The organism is Burkholderia sp. BCC1985 (genome assembly GCF_905339915.1).
GTDB lineage: Bacteria > Pseudomonadota > Gammaproteobacteria > Burkholderiales > Burkholderiaceae > Burkholderia.
In genome coordinates this window covers 62239-82354 of sequence record NZ_CAJPGY010000031.1, presented here as the reverse complement: position 1 = coordinate 82354, position 20116 = coordinate 62239, and the positions used below count along the sequence as shown (strand labels likewise).

Sequence of the window (20116 nt, the reverse complement as noted above, 5' to 3'; positions counted from 1 at the left end):
CAGAATTTGTTGGACAAAAATGTCCATGTCACTCCCAAGAGTTGATTACTATTGGATCGGCATGCGAGAACGCCGATTACTCGTCGTTCTCGCTCGAAGTATCACTGCGTCGGACTGAGGTTATCGCCCGACACTTTGTACACGGTCACCGGCGCATCAATCCATTCACCGTTCTTGTCGAACGCGACCTTTCCGACCAGCGTCGAGAACTGGATTTGCTTGAGCATCGGAACGAACTTTTCGGGGTCCGTCGAATTCGCCGCCTTCATCGCCTGCGCGACCACCATCGTGGCCGAATAGAATGCCGGCGAGTAAACATCGTTCTTCACACCGAATTGCTTTTCATACCGCGCCGCGAATTCCGGACCACCGGGCAACGTCGCGAGCGGTGCGCCGCCTTCGGCGCAATACCCCCGCCCATTCAGCGTTCCGGCAGCCAGCTTCGGCATATCGACCGAGCAGATCCCGTCCCCGCCTAGCACCGGAACCGCAAGACCCAACTGCTTGGACTGTCGCCCGATGGCGGCTGCCTGCGCGTAGTACCCGCCGTAGAAGATCGCGTCCGGGCGCTGAGCCTTGATGTGCGTCAGAATCGCGTTGAAGTCCGTTGCCTTGTCGTTGGAATATTCCCTGGCGACGACGTCGATACCGTTCTTCTTCGCCGTCGCGGCAAACACGTCAGCTACGCCTGATCCGTATGCCGTGCGATCGTCGATCACCGCCACGCGTTTTGCATGCAATACCTTTGCCGCATATTCGGCCATGCGTGCGCCCATCACGTTGTCATTGGCCGCAAGCCGGAAGACATACGGGAAGCTCTGCTGCGTGATCGCCGGATTTGAAGCGGCGCCGGTAATCATCGGAACACGCGCATTGTTGTAGATGCGGGACGCGGGAATGGTCACGCCGGAGTTGTAGTGGCCGATGACCGCCTTCACACCCGAATCGACGAGCTTCTGAGCGACAGAGACGCCCGTTTTGGGATCTGCAGCATCGTCCTCGGACAGCATTTCGAACTTGATGGATTGACCGTCGACGACGATCGGCGTCCGATTCAGCTCTTCAATCGCCAGCCGCACGCCTCGCTCATCGTCCTTGCCGAAATTCGATTGGCCGCCCGTCAACGGGCCCGCGACACCGATCCTGACAGTCTGATCCGCATGCGCGGCAGAAATCAATGCTGGGCTGATTCCCCCGAGCAACAGGGTGGCGATGGTGAGTTTGTGACAGTACTTCATGTGAAACCTCCGTGGCGTGGGCAAATTGGGTAGGCGACATGGTTGCAGCGTCAGGAGCGCTGGCACTAGATGGCCGATTGCGCTTGACGTGGGATAGTCAGTCCCGCCAGTGCGGTTCTGCAGATTCCAGAAGCCGCTTGAGCGAACGAAAATGAAGTAGTGCATATTCATCTCGATCACGGGCGAATTCACGAGAAGTCCGGCGAGCCAGTTCGTCGCTCACGCGTTTCAGCGGACGCCCGCTCGACATCGCGAGGATTTGGACCTGGGCGGCTCGTTCGAGGTAGTAGAGATCGTCGAGTGCCGCGGCAATCGAAGGGCCCGTGACTATCACGCCGTGGTGCTCGAGCATCAGGACACGCCTGGAAGACAACGCGGCGGCAATCCGGTCTCCTTCCTGTTCGCTGAGTGCAAGTCCTCCGTATTCCGAATGATCACGGTCGTAGGCAATGCGATCGAAAAAGCGAAGGCTGTTCTGATGGCACATTTCGAGGCGAAAGCCGTCGAGCGTCGTCAGTGCCGTGGCATAAGGCATGTGCGTATGAAGTACGCATGCGGCATCAGGCGAGGCGCGATGAACTCGGGAATGGATGTTAAGCGCGGTTTTCTCGACTCGTCCGACTCCGTCGATTACCGAGCCGGCGGAATCGACGAGCAGCAAATCAGCCGGTCGGATCTCTTCGAAGCTGAGTCCGAACGGATTGATCAGATACGTTTCCCGACTGCCCGGGAGCAAGAGACTGAAATGGTTGCATGTGCCCTCGTGGAAGCCGAGGCGCGCGGCAATGCGAAATGCCGCGGCCAGATCGTCGCGAGCATTCGCGAGCTCATCGGTCTTCGATCCAGGAAAAAAATCGGTGGCGTGTGCCATGGGGTCGTCCAGTGCAAGTATGCGTATGCGATTCCCCTTCAATGTAGTGAATCAAACCTGCACGGATACATGTACACTTTAAAACGAGGGTGACTAACTGTATTGGGTTCGTCGCCTGCACGGTTATATGGGCCGGTATTTTTGATGTGATAGGTGCGGCGATGAAACCGATACTGACGCTCGATCCCCAGGGGGAATCGTCCCTGGTTCAACAGATCGTGGCCGGGCTGACGGCAACGGTGAACGAAAGAACCTGGCGGTCCGGGGCCAAGGTTCCGAGCATCCGCGTATTCGCCGAGGCACATGGCGTGTCGACATTTACGGTCGTCGAAGCATACGATCGCCTGGTGGCGCAAGGCGTCTTGATGGCACGGCGTGGATCCGGCTTTTATGTCGCGGATCGAAGTCGTAGCGAGATACCTCCGACCATCGAGAAACTCAACGAGGAATTCACGAACGGATGGTCGCTGCGTAACGTTCTGGAGGGAACGGAAGGCACGATTCACGCGGGCTCGGGATGGATTCCAGAGGCATGGTTCGACGCGGACGGCCTTGGGCGGGCGCTAAGACAGGTAGCGGCGCAGCCGCGATCGCTATTGGGGTACGGGCACGCAAAGGGGTATGAGCCGTTGCGTGAGCAAATCGTGCGGCAACTTGCGGAACACGAGATCGAGGCAAGTTCCACGGGCATCGTCACTACGCTGGGCGCAAACCAGGCGCTGGATCTCGCCATTCGTCACCTTACGCGCGAGGGCGATACCGTGCTGGTAGACGAGCCCTGCTACAGCGATCTGCTCGTTGCATTGCGATTGCGCAGGATCAAGGCAGTCGGGATTCCGATGACACCCACCGGTCCGGACGTCGTTTCGATGGAGCAGGCGTTCGAGACTCATCGCCCCAAAGTGTTCTTCACCAATACGCGGTTGCATAATCCGACCGGTGCGAGCTACAGCTCGGCATCGGCATTCAAGGTCCTGAAGCTTGCCGAGCGCTACGCCTGCATCATCGTCGAGGACGACGTCTCTGCCGGTCTGGTGTCCGGAAATTCAGTCGCGCTCGCGTCCATGGATCAATTGAAACGAGTGGTCTATGTCGGCAGCTTTTCAAAGACCATCGGTGCCGGCCTGCGCGTGGGATTCGTGGCCGCGGAGCCCGCGCTTCTCGAGGGTTTGCTTTACCAGAAGCTGGTGTCCGGAATGTCGACGCCGACGATCACGGAGCAACTGGCACATGCAGTGCTGTCCGAAGGACACTTCAGGAAGCAGGCCGAGCAATTGCGCGATCGTCTCGCTACCGCGCAGGAACGGACCTGTCGCCGGCTTGAATCGATCGGTTTTGAAGTGTTCTGCGAACCTCGATCCGGAATGTTCGTATGGGCACGGCCCGCGGGAATCAATTGCGATTCGGCCGAACTCGCTGTACGTGCTGTCGACCACAAGATTCTTCTGGCGCCAGGCAATCTTTTCTACGCCACCAATCCAACCAGTAGTTGGCTGCGATTCAATGTTGCGCACTGCAACTTCGATCGTCTTTATGCGTTTCTGGCGCATGCCATTGCACACTGACCCGGTCTCGTCACCAAGCCGCCAGGGAATCGGCGTCGCGCAACGAACCGGTGATCTCTCGAACCCGCTCGAGTCGGTACGCGCATGAGCTAGCGTCCACGCCGTGCGCGGATCCAACTGTGCTGGCAACAAGGCCTCTACAGTTATCTAGCGATCCACCGCAGTGTGCATGTATCTGTTCAGCTCGATTGCATAAATTGACGGACAACACGTCGTTCATGATTTCGATGCGGCGGTAACTCCGATCAATTTTCAGCATGAAAAAGATACGAAATTACGAAGCACTCCTCTCGAATGGCGTCGTTTCGTCACGGCAGATCGTACTCGAGATCGCGGACCGGACACTCGACAGGCTCGACAGCTACCAGCGAATTCGCAGCATCATGCGCATGGAAGGTAGCGTACTGCATATCGGAACGCGCTCGTGGGATCTTTCGCGCAAGCGAAACGTCTATCTGGTCGGCGCCGGCAAGGCTTGCAACCACATGGCAATGGCAGTCGACCATGTATTGGGTGACCACCTGACGCACGGTATTGCCATCGTGAAAATCCGGGAAGAATCGGACCGTTTCAACAAGACCGAGGTGTTCGTCGGCGGGCACCCCCTCCCGAACGAAGAAGGCCATCGGGCATCGAAGCAAATCATCGAACTCGTCGATCAGGCCGGACCAGACGACTTGTTCATCGCGGTGATCAGCGGCGGAAGTTCGGCGCTCATGTCCTGTCCGATCGAAGGCATCAGCCTGCAGGACGAGATCGATACCACGGACGTGCTGCTGAAATCCGGTGCAGGCATTTACGAGATCAATGCCGTGCGCCGGCACATCTCGGCCTTGAACGGCGGGATGTTGGCGCAGCGCATCCAGCGCACGGGTGCCGAACTGATCGGCTTCGGCATCAGCGACGCGGTCGGATCGCCTGCCACGGGTGACATTTCAGTGCCCTACGCAGCCTACAAAAGCACGCCGATCGGTCCCGACATGACGACCCTGGACGACGCTCGCGCCACGATCATCAATCGCAACGTGGCCGATCGCCTGCCCAAGAGCGTTGTCGACTATCTGATGAACGCAGGCCCCGACGCGGAGACCCCGAAGGCCTTTCCGGACAATACCTACTTCCTGCTCAACACGCTGCCCGACTCCTGCATTTACGCCAAGGCAGTCTGCGAGGAGATGGGTATCCCCGCAATGATCGTGTCGTCGTTCCTTGAAGGAGAAAGTCGCGACGCCGGCACCTTCTTCGCGTCGATGGCGCGCGAAATCCAGACGTACGGCAACCCGATCAAGCCCCCTTGCGTGCTTCTCAGCTCCGGTGAGGTGACGACGCTTATCGACGATAACAGCGTGATCAAGGGGCACGGCGGGCCTGGCCAGGAAATGGCCGCAAGTTTCGCTATCGCGGCGGCCAAAACCACGGGTGCCTGCCTGCTGTCGATCGACAGCGAAGGCACGGACGGCACGGCGACGGTGGCGGGAGGCATGACGGACTCGACCAGCTTCACCGCGGCTGCCGTAAAGGGAGTCAACCTCTATCAGGCACTGCGCGAGCACAGCTGCTTCGAAGCACTCGAGTCGATCGACTCCGCCGTTTTCACCGGCAACACCGGTACCAACCTGTGTGACTTGAACATCCTTTATGTTCCTGAACCGAACGGGAGCAAGTGACATGGAAGACAAGATCACATCCGTTCGGGCACTTCAGATCATCGATTGCAAGTGCCGGCCCGCAGTCGAAGTCGAGGTGCGCACCGAAAGCGGTGCGGTTGGTCGAGGTGCGGCACCCACCGGCACTTCCGTCGGGATGCACGAATCGTTCGTCCTGAGGGACGGCGATCCAGCGACCTACGACGGGCTCAGTGTTCATAACGCCGTCGACAACGCGGTCAATGTAATTGGTCCGGCGCTGATCGGCATGAACGTGTTTGATCAGCGAGCGATCGACGAAAAAATGATCGCGCTCGATGGCACACCCAATAAGTCCCGCCTCGGCGGAAACACGATTTACTCGGTATCCATCGCGGCATTCCGTACGGCGGCGAATGCCCGATCGATTCCGCTGTACGCTCACATCGCCGGCCGCGACATCCGGACCGTGCCGGTCCCATGCTTCAACGTGATCAACGGCGGACGATACGATGGGCTCACCCAGCCGTTCAACGAGTTTCTGATCGTGCCGTACGGCACTGACAGTGTCGACTTCGCCATCGAAATGGCGGTGGCCGTGTTTCAGAAGCTTGGCCATGTACTGACCGAATATCTGGGCCACAAACCTCAAGTCGCCAGTTCCTATGGCTACGCCGCCCCTTCGGATGACCCGGAAGTCGTGTTGACGCTGATGCAAAAGGCCATCGATGCCTGTGGCTGTACAGGCCGGATCGCGTTTGCGCTCGATTGCGCGTCAAGCGAGATGTACGACAAGGAAACCCGCACGTATCTGCTGAAAGGCAAACGGGTGTCCACCTCCGAACTCATTGCCTATGCCCGCTTCCTGACCGAGAAATTCAATTTGGTCTTCATCGAGGATTTGCTCGATGAAAACGACTGGGAAGGTTACAGCACGGCGGTTCGAGAAATTCGACGATCGATCATTCTGGGCGACGATCTCACGGTCACCAGTCTCCCGTTACTTGAGCGGGCTTTCGAGACTCGTGCCGTGGACGGGTTCGTGTTGAAGCCGAACCAGGTCGGAACGATCACGGAGGCGATGGACGCCTATCGATTTGCGCTGCAACACGGAATGATCGCGGTGCCCTCGGGCCGCTCCGGTGGTGTCGTGGATGACGTCGTGATGGATTTTTCGGTCGGCCTCGAAGTTCCGCTCCAGAAGAATGGCGCCCCCCGTTCCGGCGAGCGGATCGAAAAGCTCAACTTTCTGTTGCGGGCAAATGCGCGAAGCCCGGGTTGCCGCCTCTACGACATTTCACCACTTCTCCGATTCTGACCACTGAGTCGGGATCGACGCTTGACACCCAACATCTTCCTTTTTCGACGAGGTCTGCACCATGTATCCCAAAATCGACTTTCTGTACCTTTCCGAGCCGGACATGATCGCAGCTGGCGTGCTGGATGCCGCGCGCTGCGTGTCCGTATGCGAGGAGACATTCGGACTCCTCGGCAGAGGCGACTATCTGATGGGTGGCGCCAATCACAATAACCACGGAATGAACATCGTCTTCCCGAAAGAGACGAAGTTCCCGAACATGCCGGTTGCCGGTCCGGACCGCCGCTTTGCTGCAATGCCCGGTTATCTGGGCGGTCGCTTCGACGTGTGCGGCAACAAATGGTACGGATCGAATCACGCCAATGCCGAGAAAGGCCTGCCGCGCTCGATCTTGACCATGATGCTCAATGACAAGGACACGGGCGCGCCGCTGGCGCTGATGTCGGCGAACTTGTTGAGCGCGGCCCGAACCGGAGCCGTGCCGGGAGTGGCGGCAAAGTATCTGGCCAACCAAGATGCGAGAAGTATGTCTGTTATCGGTTGCGGCCCGATCAACAAGGCGTGCTTCACCGCGATCATGACCCAGCTCGGCTCGATCCAGCACGTCGTCTGTTTCGACGTCTTCCTCGACAAGGCGAACGAGTTCGCCGGTTGGGTTCAGCAAACGTACGGGATTACCGCCGTCGGTACCGATGAGGCCGAGCAAGGCTTCCGCGATGCAGATGTCATCACCGTGGCAGCGTCGCGTCTTAAGCCGCTTTATTTCAAGGACGAATGGATCAAGGAGGGCGCGACCATTCTCGTCTCGGGCCCGTTCAATACCGACGAGTCGTTCCTGACCGGCGCCAGGATCGTATACGACCATACCCCGCTGCAGGAAGCCTATGTCGAGGACGCAATCGCATCGGGCAATAAGGAAAGCTACTACAGCAGCGTCATTGGCGGCCCGTTCTTCCGTCTGATCGATGCAGGCAAGCTGCCCGCCCTGCCTGACTCGACCAGCCTCGGTCATGTCGTGAATGGCGACAAGCCGGGCCGGGAGAGCACGAAGGAGCGTGTCATCTTCATAGCATGCGGGATGGCGGTTTTCGACATCAGCTGGGGGACGGAGCTCTATAACAACGCGCGGGAAAGGAAGATCGGCACGCCCCTCAATTTGTGGGAAAAGCCGGCTCTCTGATCGGGTCGCCGTGAATCGCACTCCCGGCAATTGAGCCGCCTGGATCCCCCTGGAAAGTGCCGAGCGCCAGTGTCGGGGCTTTCCTGAGCCTTCGGCCATAGGCCGAAGGCTCATGCCGGGCGAATGCTGGCGAGCGTCGAGGTTTGGGACCGCTTGCACCAAGTACTCTTGGCAAAGCTGCGTGCAGCGGACCGCCTCGATTGGTCACGTTGATCTGAGTAACCGTGTTGAATGACAAGCTGTGAGAGGTTGATTTTGAGCATTCAGGTGTTAGCCACTCCTCGTCATTTACATCGCTCGCGACGCACTTTTTCCACTTCGACGCAATGATAAGTTTGCGCACTTCATTGAATTTCAGAATAAAAACCTCAGGACCAGCGTGAATTCGCGAATACGACGAAAATTCCACATTGATATGAATTTTTATTCAAAGACAACTTATTGAGACTGCGGACATCTTTTCTGAGAGACAACAAACAAATACCCGCGCACCACCATCCCCCTCCCCCGTACCGGCAACCACCAGGCAAACTGTACCGGTACTGTACAGAAAACCGTCGCTACACTGACTCCATCCCAGTCCCGAACACGAATGGAGAATCCGCGATGGACTTCCTCACCCTCAGCGCATTGCCCGCCGGCATGCTGTTCGCGCTCGTCACGTCGATCACGCCCGGCCCGAACAACACGATGCTGCTCGCGTCCGGCGTCAATTTCGGTTTCCGCCGCACGATGCCGCACCTGTTCGGCATCAGCATCGGCGTCGCGATCCTGATGCTGTGCGTCGGCTTCGGCCTCGGCGAAGCATTCCGCCGCGTGCCGGTCCTGTACACGATCCTCGAAGTCGCGAGCGTCGCGTACCTGCTGTATCTCGCCTGGCGCATCGGCACGTCCGGCGAAGTGAAGGCGCAAGGCGCCAAGCCGCGGCCGATGACGTTCCTCGAAGCCGCCGCGTTCCAGTGGGTCAATCCGAAGGCGTGGATGATGGTGCTGACCGCCGCGACGACGATCCGCCTGTCCGCCGACTACGGGATGAACGCCGCGTGGATGGCCGTCGTGTTCATCCTGATCGGCTTTCCGTGCATCAGCCTGTGGGCCGCGTTCGGCCAGGGCCTGCGCCGCTTCCTGTCGAACCGCCGCGCACTGCGCATCTTCAACGTGACGATGGCCGTGCTGCTGATCCTGTCGCTGTATCCGCTCGTCGCGCATCTGCTGCCGCAGTAAGCGCTCACGAGCACAGCCGTTGAGCTTCACGCCGTGCAGGCGTACCCTTTTGGTACGGGCGCGCGCAATCGCTGCGGCGGTTGCGCCGCATCTGCATGGAGGTGGCCGATGAAGCCAATGCTGAAGACCGGCGAGCACATCGAGGGCATGCACTGGATCGCCGAGTACCACCCGCTCACGCACGAGATTCGCGTGCTGCGCGAGAACATCGAGGTGGGTACGTACTGCGCGCCGCCCACGCTGTTCGGCGACGAGGAAGCGCTGGGCGCCGCGAACCTTGCCGATCATCGCAGCCAGGAGGCCGCGCTGCGCGCGTATCTGCGCAACTTCGTCAAGGAACACGACGCGGAGGAGTAGTGGCGCGGCGGCCGGAATAGCGACGGGCCGCCGAAGCAGCTCGGTCTGTCGTTGTGCGTGTGAGCCGTCTTGCGCCTCACCGCAGCATCCCGATCACACGCGGGGCCGGCGCATCGCCCCGGCCCCGAATCCGCTCAATGCCCGAGCGACTCGATCTTGCCGGACGGCTGCGCGACGCCGTGCGGCCGCGCCGCCTGCTTGATCAGCAACGCGAGGCACGCGAGCAAGCCCGCGACCGCGATCGTCGCGAACACGCCCGCGAACGAGAAGTGCCGGCGCGTCAGTTCGGCGACGAGGAACGACCCGGCGATCCCGCCGAAGCGGCCGACACCCAGCATCCATGCCACGCCCGTACCGCGCCCTTCGGTCGGATAGAACGCGGCGGCAAGCGCCGGCATCGACGATTGCGCGGTGTTCATCAGCACGCCGGCGATGAACACGACCAGCACGAGCATCCCTACATTGCCTGCAGCCTGCCCGATCGCATACACGCTGATCGCGGTCAGCGCGTAACACACGGCAATCACACGGTTCGCGTTGAAACGGTCCATCAGCACGCCGCACAACACCGCGCCGACGCCGCCGAGCGGGAACAGCGCGGAGATCAGCATCGCGCTCTTCGGCGTCAGACCGGCATCCTTCAGCAGGATCGGCATCCAGTTGATCGACGCGTAGAAGATCACGAGGCCCATGAAATACGCGATCCACAGCATCACCGAGCCGACGATGTACGAGCGCGACACCACGACGCCGATCCCCTTGCCGCCCGTCTGCGGCGCGGCTTCGGTCATCGCGAACGAGCCGGCGTTCAGCGCGTCGCGCGAGATCCGTGCGAGCGTCGCGCGGATCCGCTCGACGCCCTGACCTTGCGCGACCATGAAGCGCACGGATTCCGGCATCTTCAGCAGCAACAGCACGCCGAGCAGCAGCGGCGTCACGCCGCCGAGCATCAGCACGCTGCGCCAGCCGAAATGCGGGATCATCCACGCGGCGAGAAAGCCGCCGAACGCGGCGCCGAGCGGGAAGCCGCAGAACATCAGGTTGATCACGGTCGCGCGGCGCTTGTCCGGGCAGAACTCGCCCATCATCGTGACCGCGTTCGGCATCGCGGCGCCCAACCCGACGCCGGTAATGAAACGCAGGATCGTCAGGTGTCCGATGGTGTTCGAGAACGCGGACACGAAGCACGCGACGCCGAACAGGAACACCGATCCGAGCAGCAGCGAGCGGCGCCCGAGGCGGTCGGACAGCGGGCCCGACACGAGCGCGCCGCACGCGAGGCCGAACAGCGCGGCGCTCAGCACGGGGGCGAGATCGGGTTTGGTGAGGTTCCATTCGCCCAGCAGCGAAGGTGCGATGAAGCCGATCGCGGCCGTATCGAAGCCGTCGAGCAGCACGATCACGAAACACATCAGGAACACGAGCCACTGGAAGCCGCCGAACGGCTGCTCGTTGATGAAGGTCTGGACATCGACCACGGGTGTGCGATTCATCGCGTGTCTCCTATGTAAACAACGCAGCTTGATGGCCGCGCCTTTCCTTGTACGCGCGCCGATTCGTCGCCGGCGCGTCATGCATCGTCGACACCGGCCGGCAGCGGCAGGCGTCGCGATCGGGTCACGTCCGGCGTGAGCCGGCCGCGTTGTTCAGCCGCACCTAGGCGGCCGCATCCTGTTCCTTGAAGATCTTGTCCGCGAGATGGAACGCGGAATTCGCGGCCGGCACGCCGCAGTAGATCGCGGTCTGCAGCAGCACTTCCTTGATCTCGTCGCGCGTCACGCCGTTGTTGCGCGCGGCGCGCAGGTGCAGCGCGAGTTCCTCGCCGCGGTTCAGCGCGACCATCATCGCGATGGTCAGCAGGCTGCGCGTATGGCGCGGCAGGCCGTCTCGCGTCCAGATCTCGCCCCACGCATAGCGCGTGATCAGGTTCTGGAATTCGTCGGTCACTTCGGTGCGGTTCTCGATCGAACGGTCGACGTGCGCGTCGCCGAGCACCGCGCGACGCACCTTCATCCCTGCTTCATAACGTTGCTGGTCGTCCATCGTCGGTGCCTCACGCGGTCAGGAAGTCGAGCAGCGCGCGGTTGAAGCCGTCGGTGCACTCGATGTTCGAAATGTGCGCGGCGTCGAATTCGACGTGACGCGCGCCCGGAATTGCAGCAGCCAGCGCACGGCCCTGGTCGGGCGGCGTCGACATGTCCTTCGCACCGGTCACGACGAGCACCGGCAGCGCGATGCCCTTCACTTCCTCGCGCAGGTCGGCGGCGTTCAGCGCGTCGCAGTTCGCGGCGTAACCCTCCTTGTCGGTATGCACGAAGGTGTCGCGGATCGCGTCGAACAGGCGCGGCTCGCGTTCGACGAACGCGTCGGTGAACCAGCGCGGCAGCACGGCGTCGGCCAGCGCGGCCATCCCTTCGGCACGCGCCTTCTGCGCACGCGGCGCCCATACTTCCGGCGAGCCGATCTTCGCGGCGGTGTTCGACAGCACGGCGCGCACGATGCGCGACGGGAAGCGCGCGGCGAGCGCGGCGCCGGTCAGGCCGCCCATCGAGATTCCGCAGAAGTGCGCGCGCTCGATGCCGACGTGGTCGAGCAGGCCGATCACGTCGCCCGCGAGCTGGTCGACCGTGTACGAGCCGGCCGGCGCTTCGGAATGGCCGTGGCCGCGCGTGTCGTAGCGCAGGATGTTGAAGTGCTGCGTGAGCGGGCGGATCTGCGGCGCCCACATCTGCAGGTCGGCGCCGAGCGAGTTCGAGAAGACGAGCCACGGCGCGTCGTCGCGCGCGGCACGGTCGATCCGGTAATGCAGTTTCACGCCGTTGACAGTGGCGAAAGGCATCAGTGTTCTCCTGGTTGTGTCGTGCCCGCGTGCAGCGCGAGCACGGCGTCGACGCAGGCCTGCGCCTCGCCGACGTAATGTGCGGGATCGAGCAGCCGCGCGAGCGCGTCGCGCGACAGATGGGCCGATACGGTCGCATCGGCGGCGAGCACGTCGAACAGCGTCGCGCCGGTGCGCACGGCTTCCTTCGACGCATGCTCGACGACATGATGCGCATCGAGCCGGCCGATCCGGTCGCCCAGTGCGAGCATCACGGCTTCGCCGAGGATCAGCCCGTGCGTCAGCTCGAGGTTCGCGGCAAGGCGCTCGGTGTTCACGTCGAGGCCCGCGACGATCTGCGCGATCTGCGCGAGCGCGCCGCCGGTCAGACGTGCGAGGTCGGGCAGCGCATCCCATTCGGCCTGCCAGCCGCCGAGCGCGCGCTCGTGCTCCTGGACCATCCCCGCGAACACGGTCGCGACGAGGTTCGGCGCGCGCACCGCGGCGGTGAGCACGGCCGCGCAGCCGACCGGGTTGCGCTTGTGCGGCATCGTCGACGAGCCGCCCTTGCCGGCAGCCGCCGGTTCGCCGAGCTCGCCGACTTCGGTCTGCATTTGCAGCGACACGTCGCGCGCGATCTTGCCGAGCGTGCCGGTCAGCATCCCGAAGCAGGACGCGGCTTCCGCGATGCGGTCGCGCTGCGTATGCCACGGCACGGCCGGCAGCGCGAGCCGCAGGTCGGCCGCGAGCGCGGCGCTCACGCCGGCCGCGTGCTCGCGCAGGCTCGCCAGCGTGCCGGCGGCGCCGCCGAACTGCAGCACCAGTGCGCGCGCACGCAATTCGGCGAAGCGCGCGCGATGGCGCAGCAGCGCGTCGAGCCATTGCGCGAATTTGAGGCCGAGCGTGATCGGCAGCGCCTGCTGCAGCCACGTGCGGCCGATCATCGGCGTCGCACGATGCGTGCGCGCGAGCGTCGCGAGCGACGCGCACGCTTCGTCGAGCAGCGGCTCAAGCACGTCGAGCGTGTCGCGCAGCTGCAGCACGGTCGCGGTATCGATGATGTCCTGGCTGGTCGCGCCCCAGTGCACGAACTTCGCGGCCTCCGGGTCGTCGGCCTTCACTTGCGCGGTGAGCTGCTTGACGAGCGGGATCGCGAGATTGCCGCCGAGCGCCGCGCCGTGCGCGAGCGCGTCGGCGTCGAGCCGGCCGGCGTCGCACGCGCGTTCGATCGGCGCGACCGCGGTGGCGGGAATCACCTGCTGCGCGGCGAGCGCGCGCGCGAGCGCGGCCTCGACGTCGAGCATCCGCTGGATCGTCGCGCGGGGCGACCAGATCCGGTTGAGCGGCTCGGTGCCGCAGATGAGGGAGGTCAGGCGGGCGCTGTCTTCGAGCATGGCATCAGATTGGGGAAACGGCGTGCGCTTATTGTCTACCCAAGCGTGCCGGCGTGCGCGGGATCGCGCGCGCCGGCACGCTTGCCGGTCAGGCCGCGGCCTTGCGCGTCGCGTCGATCAGCGGCACGCCGGTCAGCTTCTGCAGTTCGTCGAACGACAGGTCGGTGAAGATCTCGCTCACCGCGAGGCCGTCGGCCGTCACGTCGAGCACCGCGAGATCGGTGTAGATGCGGCTCACGCATTGCACGCCGGTGACCGGATACGAGCACTGCGCGACGATCTTGCTCTCGCCCTGCTTCGTCAGGTGCTCCATCATCACGAACACCTGCTTCGCGCCGATCGCGAGGTCCATCGCGCCGCCGACGGCCGGAATCGCATCCGGCGCGCCCGTATGCCAGTTCGCGAGATCGCCGTTCGCCGACACCTGGAACGCGCCGAGCACGCAGTAGTCGAGGTGGCCGCCGCGCATCATCGCGAACGAATCCGAGTGGTGGAAATACGCGCCGCCGGTGAGCAGCGTCACGTGCTGCTTGCCGGCGTTGATCAGCTCGTCGTCTTCCTCGCCGGGCGCGGGCGCCGGGCCCATGCCGAGCAGGCCGTTCTCGCTGTGCAGGAAGATCTCCTTGCTCGGATCGAGGTGGTTCGCCACCAGCGTCGGCACGCCGATGCCGAGGTTCACGTACGCGCCTTCGGGAATGTCCTGGGCGACGCGCTTGGCCATTTCATCGCGGGTCAGTCGTTTCATGTCGGGTCTCCTCGGTCAGGCAGCTTGCGATGCAGCGTGTTCGGCAGCCAGCTCGGCCGCGTGCGCGGCCTGCGGCACTTCGACGACGCGCTGCACGAAAATGCCCGGCGTCACGATGTGTTCCGGGTTCAGCCCGCCGAGCGGCACGACTTCCGACACCTGGACGATCGCGACCTTCGCGGCGCTGGCCATGATCGGCCCGAAGTTGCGCGCGGTCTTGCGATAGACGAGATTGCCCCAGCGATCGCCCTTGTACGCCTTGACCAGCGCGAAATCGGCGTGGATCGGCGTCTCGAACACGTACGACTTGCCGTCGATCACACGCGTTTCCTTGCCTTCCGCGAGCTTCGTGCCGAAGCCGGTCGGCGTGAAGAAGCCGCCGATGCCGGCGCCCGCCGCGCGGATCCGCTCCGCGAGGTTGCCCTGCGGCACGAGCTCCAGCTCGATCTCGCCCGCGCGGTACAGCGCGTCGAACACCTGCGAGTCGCTCTGGCGCGGGAACGAGCAGATGATCTTGCGTACCCGCTTCGCCTTGAGCAGCGCCGCGAGGCCGGTCTCGCCGTTGCCCGCGTTGTTGTTGACGATCGTCAGGCCGCGCGCGCCCTGCTCGATCAGCGCGTCGATCAGCTCGGACGGCATGCCTGCCGTGCCGAACCCGCCGATCATGATGGTCGCGCCGTCGTGGACGTCCGCGACCGCCGATTGAAGCGATTCGAAAATCTTGTTGACCATGTCTCTTCCTGATACGAACCCGCGGCACGATGCGCGGCCTGTCGAGGGGACACGCGCGTGTCGCGTGCCGCGTCGAAGGCCGTCGTCGACCTTCGGCATTTGTTCGCTATTCGAACCGAGATTCGATTAGCGAACGATGCGCCGATCATAGAGTCGCGCACAGCGCGTTGTCAAGGCGGGATCCCTCGGGGGGCGTCTGGTCGTCGAACGGCAGGCCGACGTAGTTTTCGGCGAGCGACTGCGCGGCGGCCCGCGAGCGCGTCACGTACTTCAGCTCGGCAAACTTCAGGCGATTGACGAACGGCGAGTCCTCCGGCGACGCATGCAGCATGTTCGTCATGAAGTACGAGAAATGCTCGGCGCGCCAAACGCGTTCGAGACAGGTCGCCGAATAGCGCTCGAGCGGCGTCGCGTCTCCGTTGCGGTAGCGAGCGCCAAGCGCGCGGGACAGCGCGCGGACGTCGGCCACCGCGAGGTTCATTCCCTTCGCGCCGGTCGGCGGCACGATGTGCGCGGCGTCGCCGGCGAGGAACAGGCGGCCGTGCTGCATCGTCTCCGACACGAAGCTTCGCATCGGCGTCACGCTCTTCTGCGTGATCCGGCCCTCGGTCGGCGTCCAGCCGGTATCGTTCGAGAAGCGCGTGTGCAGTTCGTCCCAGATCCGCGCGTCGGACCATTCGGCGAGGTCTTCGTCGGGCTTGCACTGCAGGTAGAGGCGCGTGACCGTCGGCGAGCGCATCGAGAACAGGGCGAAACCGTTGTCGTGATGCGCGTAGACGAGTTCGTCGAGCGACGGCGCCGCGTCGGCGAGGATGCCGAGCCACGCGAACGGATAGACGCGCTCGAACGTGTTCAGCCGCTCGGCTGGAATCGTCTGGCGCGCGATGCCGTGAAAGCCGTCGCAGCCGGCGATGTAGTCGCAGTCGATGCGGTCTTCGCGGCCGTCGGCATGCTTGAACGTGACGAACGGGTGCTCGCTCTCGACATCGTGCAGCGCAACGTCGCTCACTTCGAAATGCATCGCGTGGCCGTGCTCGACGCCGGCCGCGATCAGGTCGCGCACCACTTCGTGCTGGCTGTAGACGGTGATCGCGCGCCCGCCGGTGAGCGCGCTCAGGTCGATGCGATGGCGCTGGCCCGAGAACAGCAGCTCGATGCCGTGGTGTTCGAGCCCCTCGCGGCGCATCCGGTCGCCGAGGCCGGCTTCGTTCAGCGTGTCGACCGTGCCCTGCTCCAGCACGCCGGCGCGGATGCGATTCTCGCAATATTCGCGCGAACGCGCCTCGACAAGGATGGAATCCACGCCTTGCAGGCGCAGCAGATGGGAAAGCAAAAGGCCGGACGGACCGGCGCCGATGATGGCGACCTGGGTGCGCATTGTTCGTCTCCTGAACATTAATTCGAATCGTCGAACACATTTGAGCGCTTTCCCGACTATGCAGCAACGCGATTCAGGAGATATGTTCTATACGTTTTCCAGATACTGGCCTGGCGATGGATACGCTCGATCTGAACCTCATTCCCTACCTCGTCGCGCTAGACGACACGCGCAACGTCAGCCGCGCCGGCGACCTGCTCGGCGTGAGCCAGCCGCGCGTGAGCACCGCGCTCGGCCGCCTGCGCGAGTATTTCGGCGATCCGCTGTTCGTGCGCACGTCGCGCGGGATGGAGCCGACGCCGCGCGCGCTCGCGCTGCTGCCGGCCGCGCGCGATGCGCTCGCGCAGATCGAGCGCGGCCTCGTCGCGCCGCACGACTTCGATCCGGCGGCGAGCACGCATACGTTCTCGATCGCGCTGTCGGACGTCGGCGAGATCGTGTTCCTGCCGAAGCTGCTGCAGGCGTTCGCGACGCGCGCGCCGCACGCGAACCTGCGCTCGGTCTCGCTCGCACACGACGAAGTCGGCCGCGGCCTCGAAGCCGGCTCGATCGATCTCGCGGTCGGCTATTTCCCCGATCTCGACGGCAACAACTTCTTCCAGCAGCGTCTGTTTACACACCGGTTCGTCTGCCTGATGCGGCGCGGCCATCCGCTCGAACAGGCGCGCCCGTTCACGGCCGAGCAGTTCCTCGCATGCGGGCATGCGGTGGTGCGCGCCGAAGGGCGCAGCCAGGAGGTGCTCGAGAAATACCTCGCGAAGCAGCGCATGCAGCGCCGCGCGGTGCTCGAGACGCCGCACTTCATGAGCCTGCCGTTCATCCTGAGCCGCACCGACCTGATCGCGACGGTGCCGCATGCGATCGGCTATGCGTATGCGGCCGAGCATGCGTTCATCGTGCCGGTCGAGCCGCCGGTGCCGCTGCCGCGCTTCGACCTGAAGCAGCACTGGCATCGCAAGTTCCACAACGATCCGCGCACCGCGTGGCTGCGCGGCGTCGTCGCGTCGCTGTTCAACGACGAGCAGGACGAGTGGCCGAAGTGACGCGGGGTGTGCGGCAGGCCGCACGCACGACCCGCGAAAGCATGAAACAATGACCGGATATCCGCGCCGCCACAGGCGGCCGCATTCGATGGAGCGACTAGATGGGTAAAAAGAACGCGCGGCCCGAGCCGGCCGCATCCCGGCCGAGCCGCGAAGAAGCGGAGGATGCCGTTCGCGTGCTGCTGCGCTGGGCCGGCGACGATCCCGCCCGCGAAGGGCTGCTCGACACGCCGGCGCGCGTCGTGCGCGCATACGAAGAGTTCTTCGCCGGCTATGCGCTGGAACCGCGCGACATCCTCGCGCGCACGTTCAGCGAAGTCGACGGCTACGACGAGATGATCGTGCTGAAGGACATCCGCTTCGAGAGCTACTGCGAGCACCACATGGTGCCGATCATCGGCCGCGCGCACGTCGCGTATCTGCCGAACCATCGCGTCGTCGGCATCTCGAAGCTCGCCCGCCTCGTCGACGCGTTCGCGAAGCGCCTGCAGATCCAGGAAAAGATGACCGTGCAGATCGCCGACACGCTGTTCGACGTGCTGCAGCCGAAGGGCGTCGGCGTGATCCTCGAAGCCGCGCACCAGTGCATCTCGACGCGCGGCATTCACAAGCCGGGGGTCGAGATGGTCACGTCGCGCATGCTCGGCACGTTCCGCACCGATCCGTCGACGCGGCGCGAATTCCTGTCGATCGTCGCGAATCCTTCTTCAGTCAACCTGACGAATACGTAATGCAGTCCACGAAGCAAGCGGCACACGCGCCGGTCGTGCTCGTGACCGGCGCCGCGCGCCGGGCCGGGCGCGCGTTCGCCGAGTATTTCGCCGCGCACGGCTATCGCACCGCGGTCCATTACGACCGCTCCGCCGATGCCGCGCAGGCGGCGGCCCGCGCAATCGCCGAACGCGGGCATGATTCAGTCGCGTTGCAGGCCGACCTGTCAGATGCCGCGCAGATCACCGCGCTGATCGACCAGGTGTATGCGTGCTTCGGCCGTCTCGACGTGCTGGTCAACAACGCGTCGGTGTTCTGGCAGGACCATTTCCCGAGCTTCGACCTCGCGGCATTCGACCAGGCGTGGGCCGTCAACTGCCGCGCGCCGATCCTGCTCACGCGCGCGTTCTACGAACGGGCCCGCGCGGCCGGCACGCAGGGCGTCGTCGTCAACGTGGTCGACCAGAAGATCAAGGAAAACTTCCACCGCGACCATTTCAGCTACACGGTCGCGAAGGCCGCGCTCGGCAACCTCACGCAGATGCTCGCGCTGTCGTCGTCGCCGGTGCTGCGCGTGAATGCGGTGTTCCCGGGGCTGATGCTGCCGAGCGACGACCAGACGCAGGCCGACTTCGAACACGCGAGCCGCGCATCGACGCCGCTCGCGCGCATCGCCGGCCCCGACGATGTCGCGAGCGCGATCCTGCTTCTGACGGGCAGCGCGTACAACGGCGTGGATTTCGTCGTCGATGCGGGGCAGAACCTGATCCGCGTCGACCAGGACGTGCTCTACAAGCATCGCTCGCCGGCCGGCAAGCACTGACGAAGCGGGGGTGCGGCGGCAGCCGTGCACCCTCTTGGCACACCGGTGTGCGGGTGTCGGCGCGCGCCTTCGCCTTCGCTGCGCCTGCGTCTTCGCCGCGCGAACGACAGTTTCGCCGTTCGCGCGCCGCGTTACGGCTTCTCGCCGCTGCCGCCTTCGCGGACCTTGCCCTGCGCGACGCTCGTGCCGGGCGGCACGCTGTGCGTAAGCCACACGTTGCCGCCGATCACCGAGCCGCGCCCGATCGTCACGCGGCCGAGAATGGTCGCGCCCGCGTAGATCACCACGTCGTCCTCGACGATCGGATGCCGCGCATTGCCCTTCACCAGCGTGCCGTCACCATCGGCCGGGAAGCTCTTCGCGCCGAGCGTGACGGCCTGGTACACGCGCACGCGCTCGCCGATGATCGCGGTTTCGCCGATCACGACACCGGTGCCATGGTCGATGAAGAAGCTCGGGCCGATCTGCGCGCCCGGGTGAATGTCGATGCCGGTGGCCGAGTGCGCGATTTCATTGATGAAACGGGCGAGCAGCGGCACACCGAGTTGGTGCAGCGCATGCGCGAGCCGATGGTGCATCATCGCGAACACGCCGGGATAGCACAGCAGGATCTCGGTGATGTGCTGCGCGGCCGGATCGCCCGCGTAGGCGGCCTGGATGTCGCTGACCAGCAGCGCGCGAACCGCCGGCAACTGCCGGCCGAACTCGCGCGCGATCTCGAACGCGCGTTCGTCGAGTTCCGCGAATGGCGTGTCCGCATGCTCCGGCAGGAACGGCAGCGCGCGGCGGATCTGTTCGGACAGGATCCGCAGCGTGCTTTCTAGCGTGTGGCCGACGTAGTAGTCGACGCTTTCGTCGGTCAGATCCGGCGCGCCGTAGTGCGTCGGGAACATCGACGCACGCAGGCCGGTGACGATCTTGCAGATCGCGTCGCGCGACGGCAGCTCGCGGATGCCGCGCGGATGACGCGTGCGGTGAAGTTCCTCGCGCGATTCGCGCAAGCCGGCAACGATTTCTTCGAGGCCCCACTGACGGGCGGGTGATGTCGACATATGCCAATGCAGGCAGCCGCGCGCGATCGCACGGCCGCTAAT

At 63.8% G+C, this 20116-nt stretch carries 19 protein-coding genes; 9 read left to right on the top strand and 10 right to left on the bottom strand.

Translation table 11 applies throughout. The features are described from left to right. Positions 1–101 precede the first annotated feature (101 nt). Together U4Z31_RS26715 and U4Z31_RS26710 are read right to left on the bottom strand one after the other, a co-directional pair. Complete coding sequence (locus U4Z31_RS26715; protein ID WP_059620791.1) at positions 102–1238, bottom strand: branched-chain amino acid ABC transporter substrate-binding protein; 1137 nt, start codon at positions 1236–1238, stop codon at positions 102–104. A 97-nt stretch (positions 1239–1335) separates the two neighbouring features. Next, positions 1336–2109 carry an aldolase gene (locus U4Z31_RS26710; RefSeq protein ID WP_321811859.1) on the bottom strand — a complete coding sequence of 258 codons (774 nt, stop codon included), beginning with the start codon at positions 2107–2109 and terminating at the stop codon, positions 1336–1338. A 161-nt stretch (positions 2110–2270) separates the two neighbouring features. On the opposite strand from U4Z31_RS26710, the gene U4Z31_RS26705 reads away from it, so the two are divergent. The 6 genes from U4Z31_RS26705 (at position 2271) to U4Z31_RS26680 (ending at position 9378) form a co-directional block, all read left to right on the top strand. Continuing rightward, the gene (locus U4Z31_RS26705; protein WP_321803734.1) at positions 2271–3674 is read left to right on the top strand and encodes a PLP-dependent aminotransferase family protein; all 1404 of its coding nucleotides are present in this window, start codon (positions 2271–2273) and stop codon (positions 3672–3674) included. A gap of 257 nt (positions 3675–3931) precedes the next feature. Continuing rightward, a complete protein-coding gene (locus tag U4Z31_RS26700) occupies positions 3932–5341 on the top strand; it encodes a glycerate kinase (protein WP_321811858.1) in 1410 nt (469 codons plus the stop codon). A gap of 1 nt (position 5342) precedes the next feature. Then, positions 5343–6617, top strand: coding sequence for a phosphopyruvate hydratase (eno, locus tag U4Z31_RS26695; RefSeq protein WP_321811857.1), 1275 nt, complete (start codon positions 5343–5345; stop codon positions 6615–6617). 61 nt (positions 6618–6678) lie between these two features. After that, on the top strand, positions 6679–7797 hold the full coding sequence (locus U4Z31_RS26690; protein WP_321803728.1) for a tyramine oxidase subunit B: 1119 nt from the start codon (positions 6679–6681) through the stop codon (positions 7795–7797). Positions 7798–8403: 606 nt separating this feature from the next. Further along, positions 8404–9021: a LysE family translocator gene (locus U4Z31_RS26685; RefSeq protein ID WP_044847535.1), complete on the top strand. Its 618-nt coding sequence runs from the start codon at positions 8404–8406 to the stop codon at positions 9019–9021. A gap of 108 nt (positions 9022–9129) precedes the next feature. Beyond that, entirely contained in the window at positions 9130–9378 is a 249-nt protein-coding gene (locus U4Z31_RS26680; protein ID WP_044847536.1) for a hypothetical protein, read from the top strand. A gap of 134 nt (positions 9379–9512) precedes the next feature. On the opposite strand, the gene U4Z31_RS26675 is transcribed toward U4Z31_RS26680, so the two are convergent. The 7 genes from U4Z31_RS26675 to pobA all read right to left on the bottom strand — a co-directional run bounded on the left by U4Z31_RS26675 (position 9513) and on the right by pobA (position 16445). Next, positions 9513–10871 (bottom strand): MFS transporter, encoded by a 1359-nt coding sequence (locus U4Z31_RS26675; RefSeq protein WP_321811856.1) that lies wholly within the window; start codon positions 10869–10871, stop codon positions 9513–9515. A 163-nt stretch (positions 10872–11034) separates the two neighbouring features. After that, on the bottom strand, positions 11035–11421 hold the full coding sequence (pcaC, locus tag U4Z31_RS26670) for a 4-carboxymuconolactone decarboxylase (protein ID WP_044846455.1): 387 nt from the start codon (positions 11419–11421) through the stop codon (positions 11035–11037). A gap of 10 nt (positions 11422–11431) precedes the next feature. Then, positions 11432–12217: a 3-oxoadipate enol-lactonase gene (gene pcaD / locus U4Z31_RS26665; protein WP_321811855.1), complete on the bottom strand. Its 786-nt coding sequence runs from the start codon at positions 12215–12217 to the stop codon at positions 11432–11434. Continuing rightward, complete coding sequence (locus tag U4Z31_RS26660; RefSeq protein WP_321803722.1) at positions 12217–13590, bottom strand: 3-carboxy-cis,cis-muconate cycloisomerase; 1374 nt, start codon at positions 13588–13590, stop codon at positions 12217–12219. Before U4Z31_RS26660 ends, pcaD begins: the two co-directional genes overlap by 1 nt. Before the next feature lie 88 nt (positions 13591–13678). Then, the gene (locus tag U4Z31_RS26655) at positions 13679–14335 is read right to left on the bottom strand and encodes a CoA transferase subunit B (RefSeq protein WP_012365076.1); all 657 of its coding nucleotides are present in this window, start codon (positions 14333–14335) and stop codon (positions 13679–13681) included. A 15-nt stretch (positions 14336–14350) separates the two neighbouring features. Continuing rightward, positions 14351–15067 (bottom strand): 3-oxoacid CoA-transferase subunit A, encoded by a 717-nt coding sequence (locus tag U4Z31_RS26650; protein ID WP_124489018.1) that lies wholly within the window; start codon positions 15065–15067, stop codon positions 14351–14353. A 145-nt stretch (positions 15068–15212) separates the two neighbouring features. Next, positions 15213–16445 (bottom strand): 4-hydroxybenzoate 3-monooxygenase, encoded by a 1233-nt coding sequence (gene pobA / locus U4Z31_RS26645; protein WP_321803719.1) that lies wholly within the window; start codon positions 16443–16445, stop codon positions 15213–15215. Between the two features lie 116 nt (positions 16446–16561). Here pobA and U4Z31_RS26640 point away from each other — a divergent pair, with 116 nt between their 5' ends. The 3 genes from U4Z31_RS26640 to U4Z31_RS26630 all read left to right on the top strand — a co-directional run bounded on the left by U4Z31_RS26640 (position 16562) and on the right by U4Z31_RS26630 (position 19022). Then, positions 16562–17488, top strand: coding sequence for a LysR family transcriptional regulator (locus U4Z31_RS26640; protein WP_044846460.1), 927 nt, complete (start codon positions 16562–16564; stop codon positions 17486–17488). Between the two features lie 101 nt (positions 17489–17589). After that, positions 17590–18219, top strand: a complete 630-nt coding sequence (gene folE / locus U4Z31_RS26635) for a GTP cyclohydrolase I FolE (RefSeq protein WP_044846461.1) — start codon at positions 17590–17592, stop codon at positions 18217–18219. Further along, a complete protein-coding gene (locus tag U4Z31_RS26630; protein WP_321811854.1) occupies positions 18219–19022 on the top strand; it encodes an SDR family oxidoreductase in 804 nt (267 codons plus the stop codon). Before folE ends, U4Z31_RS26630 begins: the two co-directional genes overlap by 1 nt. Before the next feature lie 131 nt (positions 19023–19153). Here the strand turns inward: U4Z31_RS26630 and epsC are convergent, their stop codons facing one another. Further along, positions 19154–20074: a serine O-acetyltransferase EpsC gene (gene epsC / locus U4Z31_RS26625; protein ID WP_124524118.1), complete on the bottom strand. Its 921-nt coding sequence runs from the start codon at positions 20072–20074 to the stop codon at positions 19154–19156. Positions 20075–20116: the final 42 nt, after the last annotated feature.